Raw genomic sequence first — 11,983 nt, forward strand, 5'->3', positions numbered from 1 at the left:
TGAATTCGCTTATTTCTCTTTCTTAATCGTGGTACAGCGCCGAGCGCCCGCCATCGACGGTGATGCAACTTGCGTTGATGAACGGTGCTTCATCCGATGCCAGGAACACCGCCGTCATCGCCACTTCTTCAGGCTGGCCGATGCGTTTCATCGGCTGGAGATCAAGCGTTGCCTGTTTCGCTTTTGCCGGATCGGCCTGCTCGTTCCACCAGTCGTGGGTGAGCTGCGTTTCGATATAACCCGGCGCAATTGCATTCACGCGAACCTGCCGCCCCGCGTATTCGATCCCCAACGCCCGCGTCAACCCGATCACGCCGTGCTTCGCGACCGGATACGGAAAGCAGCCCGGAATGATCTTGAACGAATGCGTGGACGCAATATTCACGATGCTGCCGCGCCCGCGTTCCACCATGCCCGGCAGTACGGCCCGGCAACCGTTCCAGACGCCATCGAGATCGACGGCGAAGCAGCGGCGCCAGTCGTCGTCGGTCATGGTCAGCGGATCGCAGAACACGTTGATGCCGGCGTTGTTCACGAGCACATCGACGGGACCGAATTTCGCTTCGGCTTCCTTGACCGCGTTTTGCACCGACGCGCTTTGCGTCACGTCCGTCTGCACCGCCAGCACGTTGGCGAGCACGTTTTCAGCGGAGCCGATCCGCTGCGCGGTTTCGCGAGCCAGACCCATATCCAGTTCCGCCAGAACCACAGCCGCGCCTTCGCGCACGAACGCAGCGGCAATCGCAGCGCCGATGCCACGCCCGGCGCCGGTGATCATCGCGACCTTCCCTGCAAGCCGGTTCATTTCTTCTGGCCTCGCGCCACCGCCAATCCATTGATGTATGCCTTCGCATGCGCCAGGGTCGTCGCCGCGCTTTGGCCCGGCTTGTACAACGCCGACCCGAGACCGAATCCGTTCGCGCCCGCGGTGAGAAACGGCCCCATGTTGTCCGGCGCGATACCGCCGACCGGCACGAGCGGAACCTTCGCCGAAATCACCGCGCGCCACGCCTTAACCACGTGCGCGCCGAGTTGCTCGGCGGGAAACATCTTCAGCACATCGGCGCCATTCTTCAGCGCGATAAACGCTTCATTCGGTGTCGCCACGCCCGGGGCGCATGCCAAACCTTGAGACTTTGCAGCACGCACCACATCGCCGTCGCTGTGCGGCATCACGATCAATTCGCCACCGGCCTTTTTCACTTCACCCACGTAATGTGGATGCAAGACCGTTCCCGCGCCAACGATCGCATCGGCGGGAAGCGCCTGACGGATCGCCGCGATGCTGTCGAACGGCTGCGGCGAATTCAGCGGCACTTCGACGATCCGAAAACCCGCTTCGTACAGCGCGCGGCCATGGTCGGCGGCGTCCGCCGGCGTCACGCCGCGCAGGATCGCGATCAGCGGACATGCGCTGAACGCAGCGGCAAGTCCGGCGTGCGGCGTGTATGGGCCGGGAAGGTTGATATCAATATCGCTCATGTTCTGCTCCTGATTAGTTCGCGCTGGCCGTCGAGCGGATCAGCCCGGCCTGCAGCGCGATTTCGTGCAAGCCGCGTTCGGTGGCGTGGGCGACGGTTTGGGCATCGTTGCAACCGAAGCGCGCAAGCGCATGCCGATACCGCTCGCACAGCGCATCGTTGCCGATCAGCCTGAGCGTCTTGCCCGCGAGGTCCGATTCCTCGCGTGCGAGCACTTCGTTGAGGCCGCGCAGTTCGTGGCCGATCAGCAGGCCCGAGAGGTAATCGGCCTGCTGTTCGGGCTTGAGTTTTCCGGTCAGGCCCAGCGTGCGCGTGCTGAAGATCGTCGCCAGCATGCCGGCGTGGCCGGCGTCCTTGGCGGTATCGACGCCGCGAATGAACGCCGGCATGTCGTGCTGATCGGCGGCGCGCATCGTGCGGCCGAGGATCGTGTGATCGCGCAGCGCGCCGAAGGTCTCGCCGGTCATGAACGTATAGAAGCGCTCGATCCGTCCCGCCGATACAAACGCCCACTTCGCATGCGTCCCCGGCAAGCCGATCAACTCGCTGTGCGTGGTGTCGCCGGAGAGCGCGCCGAAGATCTGCGTTTCTTCGCCGCGCATCACGTTCGGCAGCGCGCCGTCTTCCAGCACGCCCGGCACGATATGCACCGTGACGCCCTTATTCGTCGTCACGCGCACGATGCCCGCCACCAGCGCTGCGGAATCCGCGGGCGTGGTCACATACGGCGCTTCCACCCAGCCCTGCGCGCTGCCGACCATGCCGGCAGCGATCACCGGAAGTTGCGGGTTGGCGGCTAGCCACGCGCTGCAGGTTTCATCGAAGACGATATCGAAACCGCCTTCTGCCGCCGGGCGCGGCAAATTCATGATCCCCGCCGATGACGCGCGGGTGTCCAGCACCACGCCATGTGCATCGAGGAGATAGGCGCGCAGCGCCGTGGTGCCCCAGTCGAGTGCTATCAGCGCAGCCGTGGATTGGTCGTGGGCAACGCTCATCGTTTGATCCTGCGTGTTGCGGGCTGCGGCACGCGCCAGCCGAGTTCTTGCGATATCGCGCGCGCTTCGCGCTGCACGACGGGAATCAGTTCTTCCATGCGCTCGGTCGGCATGTAGGGGATCGTGCTCGCCACCGAAAGCGCCGCGACGATCGCGCCGGATGCATCGCGCACAGGCGCGGCGACGCAGCGGATGGACGCTTCGTTTTCTTCCAGGTCGAAGGTGAAACCGCCCTGGGCATAGCGCGTCATGCGCTGCACGAAGGTATCCGAATCAGGCTGGTGATCCGGCCGAAAACTCACCTTGGCGAGCACCCGATGCGACGCTTCGAGCAGCGTCGACCACTTTTCGGGCGGCAGGTCGAGCATCATCGCCTTGCCGATGCCGGTGGACGCCATCGGCATGCGGTGACCTACGCGGGAACGCATTTCGAGGCCGCGTGTGCCCGGAATCTTGTCGATGTACAGCACGTCGTCGCCATCGCGTACACCGAGGTGGATGGTGTCGTGCGTGTAGTCGGCGAGCACTTGCAGATGCGGCCGCGCCACCGCGGTAAGCGGCATTTGTTCAAGCGCGATGGTGCCGAGTTCGATCAGCTTCGGGCCGAGCAGATAACCGCCGCCGACCTGGCGCAGATAGCGTGCTTGAACGAGCGAGCTGACCAGCCGGTGCGTCGTGCTGCGGGTCGTGCCGAGCGCCGCACCGATGCTGCGCAGATCGCGCGCGCCGGTCGCAGCCGCTTCGAGGATCGCGAGGCCGCGCAGCAGCGTTTGCGTGCCGGCTTGCTGGGGTGTGAGGTCGAGCAGCGCGGCGGCCGATGCCTGGGCTTCGTTGGCGACACTTGCGTCCTGCTCGGCGATGGCGCGGTCCATCGACAATTCGGCTTCGATGGTGGAGTTCGGGGTCTTGGTCATGACACTCATCAGCCCGCCAACAAGACAGTGCGTGTTTTCATCAGTAAGGAGTGCTGGACGCGCGGATGCTCGAGCAGATGCGATTGCGCTGGCGATTTCATGACACGTCTCCGATTGCTTTTGTCGTTGCATGAGGCCTTCGGGATTACCCGAGGCTCATGGAACTGCCGTTTGGCTGTGATCGGATTTTAGAGCCGCGTCGCTGAATTATTCAATATGTGATTGATGTGTTCACATATTGGGAGCATTGAGTTTGTTTCGTTACGTTGGGATGAGATGCAAAGAACCCCGCCGGGCGAGGTTTTGCTTGCTGAGTTCCAGATGAACCCTCTACAGCAGCGACCGGTCGATTCGGGGTACCGCGGGAGCCAGTTGCAAAAGCTTATCGGCCTGCACGGTCACGAAGCCGTGAATGCGCTGCACCAGTCGCCTCTCCTCGGCCACGTAGATCTCCGAACGCGCCAAGTCTGCGGAGACGCGCTTTATTGCAAGCGCCATACGCGTCAGTTCGCGTGCAAGAAGCGGTCGGGGCGTACCGGTTCGGTTTGCAAAGTCCGCAAGCTCAAACGCCGTGACCTCGTCCAGCCGGAAGGCGTCGCCGTAAGCCAGCGCCATGTCCTGTTCGACCGCGTCTCCATGGGCATTGACGGAGACAAGGTCATAAAAAGGCGCGGGCGACAAACCCGCAGGCCGCACATGAAAAGACAGGTTTTTGCCGTGGGCGTCACTGTTGCCGATAAAGAGTTGAAATAGCGCCCACCGCAGCATGATCTGGCGAGCCTGAGCAGGATTCTCCAGGTGTCGCTCGAGCAAGAACAACTTTTCGAAGCTCGCGCCCTCCCTGATGTTACGAACCGCCGGAGCGTTGCCGAAGTTGCGCTCGTACTTGAGGCTCACAGGCAGATCCAGGGCCTGGCACCCGTCAATGACGTGCGTGCGGCGAACTCGAAGCGCCGTGACGCCGTCAGCGGGATCAAGTTCTGCCTGCCGGTCAAATCGCTCGATGAGTAGTATAGGTTCCGGAATTCGGCGAATCTCAACGGCCGCCGTCGGCAATCCGATGCGCGCGGCCAGCGTCATGCAGTAGTGCTCGTTCGCCACCATGAAGGCGGATGCGGGGTTAAGCGACTCCGGCTTGAGGATGTGCGTGGAACTGATGGGGCCGCCATCTACAAGCGAAATTGATTCACCTTCGACCAGCACCTGCAACTTGTCCTGGAAGCCCGCAACTGACAGCCGGAGCTTGCGATCCCATACCGGGAAGGGAATTTCATCCCGACGACGAATACGGTCGCTCAATTCATCGTTGAGGACGATTCGACGCACGGATGGCGCGCCTTCCTGCTGATCGGCCGTGTACTCCGCCTCCGCATTTACGCCGCCCTCTTCGCCGGCCGCAGCGTTTTGCGCCGGGGCCGTGAAACTCAACGCGCCGACCGGTTCTTTCCCCAGGATGTGCATCAAGCCAAAAGTGTTGTCCTTCGACATTTGGTGCATGACCGAGGCGACTTCAAGTGCACGCCCTTCAGGAAGCAGGTTTGCGAGGAAGCGATGCACGGTCCTGAGTTTCGGCTGCTCGCCCGAAAGCGGAATATGCGGCGAAAGCGGGAAAGCGGCGTCCCTGGCCTGCCAGGCTTCATCGTATTTAAAGCTGTAGACGTCTTGCTGCGACTCGAAGCCTAGTTGCCCTACCGGGCCGTCCTGCGTGGAAACGTTGAGCACATGCGCCATCAGGATTGTCCTCCCCGGAGGGACGCCTTCGCATGACTGGTCTGCTCATTCAAAGCGCGCAATGCGGTCGTCGACTCGTTCTTCGGAAGCACCAGCATGATCAAACCGAACCCTTCGAGCACTCGGAGCAGCCGATCCGAGCCGACCGGATGCCCGTTCTCGAGCCGGGAAAGCACGCTTGCGGACACCCCTAGCAGATCGGCGGCGTCGTCGATGCGCATGGCCTGCTCAAGTCGGCGATTGCGTACCAAGGCGCCGAGCGCAGCCATGTCTCGGGCGAGCGCTGTGACATTGGGATCATGCGGAGACAGTGATCGAGCCATAGTTATGCAATATGAAAACAATAGAAATCAGACACCCACTCCGCAATATAGTTTCCTTTTATACAAACTAATTGAATGGATTTCAGCACTAACCTCTAGTTTCTATATACGAAAACAACGGCTTTGGACCGCTGCCTGGTGGATAGTTTCCACATCTCAGAACAATTTTCGCTTAGCGGAACCGGACTGTGCAGACGGCCAGATAAAAAACCCTGCCAAGCGGGGTTTCCGTTCCTTCGTCACGCGCCGCATCCCGATCAACGCACAAGCGCACTCACTGCGGCAACTCCGCCGCCCCCATGCGCCTCGCAATTACCCCCGCCCGCTGCGACAGATACGCGGACCCGCGATGTTCATCGAAGTATTTCGGCCTTGGCAGCATCACCGCCAGCCGCGCCGATTGCCACGCGGTCAGCTTCGATGCCGACGTCTTGTAGTAATAACGCGCCGCAGCTTCGGCGCCATACACGCCGTTGCCCCACTCCACCGAATTCAGGTAGATCTCGAAAATGCGCTCCTTGTCCATCCAGAACTCGAGCATCGATGTAATCACGAGTTCCTGCGCCTTCCTCACATAACTCTTTTCCCGCGATAAAAACAGGTTCCGCGCCAGTTGCTGCGAGATGGTCGAGCCGCCCGCCACGATTTTCCCGCGCGCCTTGTTCTTCTCCCAGGCTTGCAGGATGGCATCGGTTTCATAACCGTTGTTGTTGACGAAGTTCGCGTCCTCGGACGCAATGATCGCGCGCTTCAGATTCCGCGAAATCTGGTCGTACGGAACCCACGTGCGCTGAATGGAAAGATCGGGACGATCCTGCGCAAGCCGCCAGGCATCGGAACGCATGAACGCCGTGGACGATGGATTCACCACCGTGTAGATGCCGACCATCGCGAAGAAGTAGACCTGCGTGGCGATGACCGCAATCATCATCACCGAGATGCCATAGACAATCCATCGGGCCGGCCCGAGACGCACGGGCGATTTTGTTCTTGTCATCGTGCTTGTTCTGTTGAGAAGGCCAGCCGCTTCAAATTGACTTCGATAACTCCAACCGCAACGCCCGCAGCACCGCGCCAATGTCCGGACGCACCCCGCGCCACAGGAAAAACGATTCCGCAGCCTGTTCCACGAGCATCCCGAGTCCATCCGATGAACGCGCGCCCAGGGTTTCGGCGTGGCGCATGAAGACAGTCGGCTGCGCGCTGTACATCATGTCGTAGGCGAGCGTGCCGGGGCCGAACGAGGCGTCGTCGCACGTGGGCAGTGCATCGTCCAGACTGCCGGCCGTCGCGTTGACGATCACATCGTACGGGCCCGCTTCCACGCTGTCCGCGCCGCCGCCCGAGAACCGCACGTTTGCGGCGTGGGCGGCATCGGAGAAGTGATCGACCAGTATTTGCGCCTTCGATGCCGTCCGATTCACGATCGTCAGCGCTGCAACGCCGCAATCGAGCATGGGCAACACGACACCACGCGCCGCGCCGCCGGCGCCGAGCAACAACACGCGTGTGCCCTTCAAGCCAACGCCCAGATTCCCTTCGATATCGCGCACGAGGCCGACGCCATCGGTGTTGTCGCCAAGCACGCCATCCGCGTTGAACGCCAGGGTATTCACCGCCCCCGCCGCCGCAGCGCGCGGCGTGAGCGTGTTGGCGAAAGCGTGTGCGTCGAGCTTGAACGGCACGGTCACGTTCATGCCGCGACCGCCTGTTTCAACGAAAGCACGGACATCGCCTGCAAATTCGCCGACGGTTCCCAGCACGCGCCCGTATTCGATCCGCTCGCCGGTCTGCTCGGCGAAGCGCGCGTGAATCGACGGCGATTTGCTATGCGCGACCGGATTGCCGATCACCGCGTATTGGTCGATGCCCTCGCCCCGAACGCCCGATGTCATTGCGCGGGCTCCGTCGCGTCCGGCGTGTTTTCGCCAGCCGGTTGCGGCTCTTCCGCAGGCGTGGCTTCCGCCTGCGCCTCGGCCTCGCTTTCGGCGCTCAGGTCTTCCGCTTCGACCAGCTCTTCTTCCGGCTCTTCCGGCTGCGTTGCGGCGCCCGAAGGTGCATCGATCACGTGCAACAAGCGGCACGATGCCTCGACGGTGAGTTCATCGAGATTCATCACTTCCAGCATCACCTTTGTTCCGCGCGCATGCACGCCGAGCCCGGGGACGTGGAGCATCAGCGGGATTTCATCGAGGCGCACGAGATCGTCCTTCACCACCGCCGCCACGACCTGCTTCTTGTTCTCCTGCTTCAGCCAGCGCAGGCACCAGAAGAATTCCATGCGCCGTTGATGATCGGCGTAGGCGGAATACTGGTCATCGAATCCCTGGACGACCGCGAACAGATCGGCATCTTTCGGCTTGAACGGCGCGACGAGCGCCGCCGTCACGCCATGCCGCACGCACGCGAGCAACTGCCATTGATTGACCAGGTCGACATACCGGCGCAACGGCGACGTGCTCCACGCGTATTGCGCAACGCCCAGCCCTTCGTGCGGCGCGGGCGTGGTCTGCATGCGCGTGCGCTTCGGACCCGGCGCGCCAAACCCGCGCTGCGAGCGGTAAATGCCCGGCACGCTGTGATCATTGAGGAATGCGCCCCACGATGAATTCGCGAGAATCGCCAGCTCGGCCACGATCAGATCGAGCGGCGACCCGCGGCGGCGCGGCGAGATCTCGATGTGTTCGCCTTCCACATAAAAATTGAAGTCGTTATTGCGCTGCACCTCGCGCCGCAAACCGTAACCGGCGCGCGCTTCCTGACGCTTTTCGAACAGCGCCTGCGCGAGCGGCCACAGCACCGCGATGTCATCCTTGTGCGGATATTCGCCCGTTCCTGCCGCGAGCGATTCCTCGGTGACATGTTCGTCGAGATAGTTGTGCCGAAGATTGCTCTTCACGAACACGCGTTCTGCACGCGTCTCGCTGGCGACGATCTCCTGTGTTTCCCGGTTCACGATGATGTAAAGCGACAACGCCGGCCGCAATCCGCCTTCGGCAAGCGTGAACGCTTCCACGACGCTGTCCGGCAGCATCGTGATCTTGTCGCCGGGCATGTAGACCGTTGAAAGACGCGTGCGCGCGATGGCATCGATCATGTCGCCGCGCGTAATGCCCAACGCCGGCGCGGCAATATGCACACCAATGCGAACGCGGCCATCGGCGAGATGTTCGACGGAAAACGCGTCATCGATTTCGGTGGTCGTGACGTCATCGATAGAAAACGCCTGAACGTCCGCTTCCGGCAGATCGTCCGGCAACGGCGGCACGGTAACCGGCGCAAAGCCTGTCCCGTGCGGGAAAAATTCGGAGAGAAAACGCGCTTCGTGCAATGCACGCGCCGACGGAATGCCGCCGACTTCCAGCATCAGCCGCGCTTGCGAGATGCCGCGCGTCGCTGCGGCGCCCTCGAGCGCCTTGTATTCGATGGAGTTCTTGTCCGGCTTCGTCAGCAAGCCAATCGCCTTGCCGGCGAGCGCTTCGGGCAATTTGCCGGCGACCAGTTCCTCTTCGTAGCCGGCCTGCACGAGCGCAAGTTGCCGTTTCTTTTCGAGCCCCGCGAGCGCCATTTGCAACTGTTCCTGCGGCGCGCGCTGATATTGGCCACGGCCTTTCCGGCGGAAATACACCGGCGATCCGTGCATGCGCAAGACGAGCGCGGCGCGTTCGGTCGCGCCGAATTTATCGCCGAAATAATCCGCGCCGAGCTCCGCGAACGGAAACTCTTCCTCTGGCGCGCATTCCCACAGGAAATCCAGATCGATGTCCTTCGCGATGGCGTCGGCCTGTTGCATCAAATCGGCGGCATTCGGTTTCTCGAACTCGATCAACACGTCTTTTGCGCGCACCTTCGCGCGCCGTCCGCCCGGCAATTCGACCTGGAATGCATCGTTTGCCTTCGACAAAACAGCGCCGGCCTTGAAACTACCCGATTCCTCGAAAAAAACGTTCACTCAGTACTCTCGAAAGACTGTTGGTCGGCATGGCGTGCAGGCGGGCGTGTTCCCCGGTTGCCAAGCGCCAGGCCAACGAAAAATGGATGCGCTTGAAAAGATTCAGGCCGCGGCTGCCGGCGGCTGGACTGCGCAGAACGCCAGCACGTCATCCAGATAACTGGAAAAGTCGCTGATGGCGTGATTGCTGCCCTGGATCAGCGTGGTTCGCACGCCGGGATAATGCTTGAGCATGGTGCGGTAATCGAGCACTTCGTCGCCCGTGGCGGCTATCAGATAGTAGCGCTCCGGCTGCGTGATCGATGGTACGGAAAGCGCACGTAATTCGTCGATATGCCACGGCTCCACCACGATACTTCCGCCGCCATGCCACAACGGCTGCTCGCCGATATACGCGCTCAAGTCTTCCTGCGGCACGACCGCCGGGTTCAGCAGCACGGCGCGCCAACCGTGCTTTTCGGCGAGCCACGTTGCATAGAACCCGCCAAGCGAACTGCCGACCAGCGTGATGTCTTGGCCGATTGCCTGCGCGGCGAGTGATTCGGCCAACGCGATGGCATCGCGCGGTGAAACCGGCAGCACGGGACAGCACCATTCTTGGCTGAGTCCGAGTTCTTCCAGCCGCGCGCGCATCAATCGAGCCTTGAACGATTGCGGCGATGACCGGAAGCCGTGCAAATAGAGAATCACTCACGCTCCTTCGTGGCAGGACGCGCCGACAATGCATCCAGCAATTTCTGGTGCACGCCGCCGAAGCCGCCGTTGCTCATGACCAGCACATGGTCGCCCGGTTTCGCCGCCGCGACGACCGACTTCACCAGGAGCGCGAGGTCGTCGAACGCGCGGGCTTTGTCGCCGAGCGGGCTCAACGCCGCTTGCAGATCCCAGCCGAGCTTGTCGCGGCCTTCGTGCGCGCCGTAGCCGAAGATCAGGTCGGCGCCCGCGAGACTGGCGGGCAGTTGCGCTTTCATGGTGCCGAGTTTCATGGTGTTCGAACGCGGTTCCAGCACGGCCAGAATCCGGTTCTTCCCACCGATACGAGTTCGCAATCCCGCCACCGTCGTTTCGATGGCAGTTGGATGGTGCGCAAAGTCATCGTACACGGTCACGCCGTCGACGCTACCCTTCACTTCCATGCGCCGCTTCACGTTGCGAAACGCTAAGAGCGATTGCGTCGCTTGCGCAGGCGGAACGCCCACCGAGCGCGCCGCCGCGATCGCCGCCAGCGCGTTCAGGCGGTTGTGTTCGCCTTGAACTTGCCAGTCGACCACGCCCATGCGCTCGCCTTCCCAATAGACGGCGAATTGTTCATCGGCGGGAACGCCTTCGGTGGCCGGCTGCGCTTCCCAGCCGCCTTGCACGCCGAAACGCTCGACACTTGACCAGCAACCGCGCGTCAGTACGCGTTCGAGTGCGCCCTCACGCCCGTTCGTCACGATCCTGCCGACGCCGGGAACGGTGCGCACGAGATGGTGGAATTGGGTTTCGATGGCGCCGAGATCCGGAAAGATGTCGGCGTGATCGAATTCGAGGTTGTTCAGAAGCGCCGTGCGCGGGCGGTAATGGACGAACTTCGAGCGTTTATCGAAGAAAGCCGTGTCGTATTCGTCGGCTTCGATCACGAAGAAGCTCGAATCCGTGAGACGCGCTGAAATGCCGAAATTGAGCGGCACCCCGCCGATGAGAAATCCCGGATTGAGACCCGCATCCTCCAGCAGCCACGCGAGCATGGAACTCGTGGTGGTCTTGCCGTGCGTGCCGGCGACTGCGAGCACCCATTTGCCGTTCAGGACATGTTCGCCGAGCCATTGCGGGCCGGACGTATAGGGCAGGCCGCGATCGAGGATGGCTTCCATCAGTGGATTGCCGCGAGTGACCACGTTGCCGATCACGAAGAGATCGGGTTCCAATGCGATCTGTTCGACCCCGTACCCCTCGATCAACTCGATGCCTTGAGCTTCGAGCTGCGTGCTCATGGGGGGATAGACGCCGGCGTCGCAGCCGGTGACGCGGTGTCCGGCTTCGCGCGCGAGGACTGCGAGACCGCCCATGAATGTGCCGCAGATGCCGAGGATGTGAATGTGCATAGAGGTTTGTTGGCACGGGGGGAAGTTGGGAATATTCCTGCGCCCGGAGGGGGATATTGTAACCGACAGGGTTGGACGGCTGGCGCCTGGGGCGGGGGAGGTCGGGGTTGGTGCCGGGTTGTTGCTCTTCAGGTCTTCGCGCGTTCCGTGTTGGCTGATATTTTTCGCACTGTTAGCCACTGTGCGTGGCGGCACTTCATTTCTTTGTCCAACGGCGACAAAGAAACGAAGCAAAGAAAACGCCTCTCAACCGAGGGCACATAAGTGTCCCGAGCGTGCAGTGACAACTGTTTGGGACTTCAGAAGAACGGTTACCGCCATAACCACGAACACTTGAACCCCTCCCCCTCCGTCAACAGATACCCACACGCTTCGCCACCAGTAATTGTGGCAGTCAATACGGAAACCTGACCTTGGCATAACAACGGGTGGGCCCGTAACCGGTCCACAACATCTTGAACTGGCCCTAGACTTCGCCGCCAGTACAGCCAGCCCCT

General features: G+C 61.8%; 11 protein-coding genes. All 11 read right to left on the reverse strand.

Annotated features, from left to right (window positions below):
- Positions 1–22 precede the first annotated feature (22 nt).
- The 11 genes from AX768_RS12805 to mpl all read right to left on the reverse strand — a co-directional run bounded on the left by AX768_RS12805 (position 23) and on the right by mpl (position 11,543).
- Positions 23–805, reverse strand: coding sequence for an SDR family oxidoreductase (locus AX768_RS12805; RefSeq protein ID WP_062000262.1), 783 nt, complete (start codon positions 803–805; stop codon positions 23–25).
- The gene (locus AX768_RS12810) at positions 802–1,482 is read right to left on the reverse strand and encodes a 2-dehydro-3-deoxy-6-phosphogalactonate aldolase (protein ID WP_062000263.1); all 681 of its coding nucleotides are present in this window, start codon (positions 1,480–1,482) and stop codon (positions 802–804) included. Before AX768_RS12810 ends, AX768_RS12805 begins: the two co-directional genes overlap by 4 nt.
- A gap of 13 nt (positions 1,483–1,495) precedes the next feature.
- Positions 1,496–2,479 carry a 2-dehydro-3-deoxygalactonokinase gene (locus tag AX768_RS12815; protein ID WP_062000264.1) on the reverse strand — a complete coding sequence of 328 codons (984 nt, stop codon included), beginning with the start codon at positions 2,477–2,479 and terminating at the stop codon, positions 1,496–1,498.
- Positions 2,476–3,393, reverse strand: coding sequence for an IclR family transcriptional regulator (locus AX768_RS12820; RefSeq protein ID WP_062000265.1), 918 nt, complete (start codon positions 3,391–3,393; stop codon positions 2,476–2,478). The genes AX768_RS12815 and AX768_RS12820 overlap by 4 nt, the downstream gene beginning before the upstream one ends.
- 330 nt (positions 3,394–3,723) lie before the next feature.
- Positions 3,724–5,124, reverse strand: a complete 1,401-nt coding sequence (locus AX768_RS12825) for a HipA domain-containing protein (RefSeq protein ID WP_062000266.1) — start codon at positions 5,122–5,124, stop codon at positions 3,724–3,726.
- On the reverse strand, positions 5,124–5,393 hold the full coding sequence (locus tag AX768_RS12830) for a helix-turn-helix domain-containing protein (protein WP_062000267.1): 270 nt from the start codon (positions 5,391–5,393) through the stop codon (positions 5,124–5,126). Before AX768_RS12830 ends, AX768_RS12825 begins: the two co-directional genes overlap by 1 nt.
- A 328-nt stretch (positions 5,394–5,721) precedes the next feature.
- On the reverse strand, positions 5,722–6,444 hold the full coding sequence (gene mtgA, locus AX768_RS12835) for a monofunctional biosynthetic peptidoglycan transglycosylase (RefSeq protein ID WP_062000268.1): 723 nt from the start codon (positions 6,442–6,444) through the stop codon (positions 5,722–5,724).
- A gap of 31 nt (positions 6,445–6,475) precedes the next feature.
- A complete protein-coding gene (gene aroE, locus AX768_RS12840; RefSeq protein WP_062000269.1) occupies positions 6,476–7,342 on the reverse strand; it encodes a shikimate dehydrogenase in 867 nt (288 codons plus the stop codon).
- A complete protein-coding gene (locus AX768_RS12845) occupies positions 7,339–9,399 on the reverse strand; it encodes a ribonuclease catalytic domain-containing protein (protein WP_062000270.1) in 2,061 nt (686 codons plus the stop codon). Before AX768_RS12845 ends, aroE begins: the two co-directional genes overlap by 4 nt.
- Positions 9,400–9,501: 102 nt before the next feature.
- Positions 9,502–10,089, reverse strand: coding sequence for a YqiA/YcfP family alpha/beta fold hydrolase (locus AX768_RS12850; protein WP_062000271.1), 588 nt, complete (start codon positions 10,087–10,089; stop codon positions 9,502–9,504).
- Entirely contained in the window at positions 10,086–11,543 is a 1,458-nt protein-coding gene (mpl, locus tag AX768_RS12855) for a UDP-N-acetylmuramate:L-alanyl-gamma-D-glutamyl-meso-diaminopimelate ligase (RefSeq protein ID WP_306299687.1), read from the reverse strand. The genes AX768_RS12850 and mpl overlap by 4 nt, the downstream gene beginning before the upstream one ends.
- Between the last annotated feature and the right edge of the window lie 440 nt (positions 11,544–11,983).

This window comes from Burkholderia sp. PAMC 28687, from assembly GCF_001577465.1.
Taxonomy (GTDB): domain Bacteria; phylum Pseudomonadota; class Gammaproteobacteria; order Burkholderiales; family Burkholderiaceae; genus Caballeronia.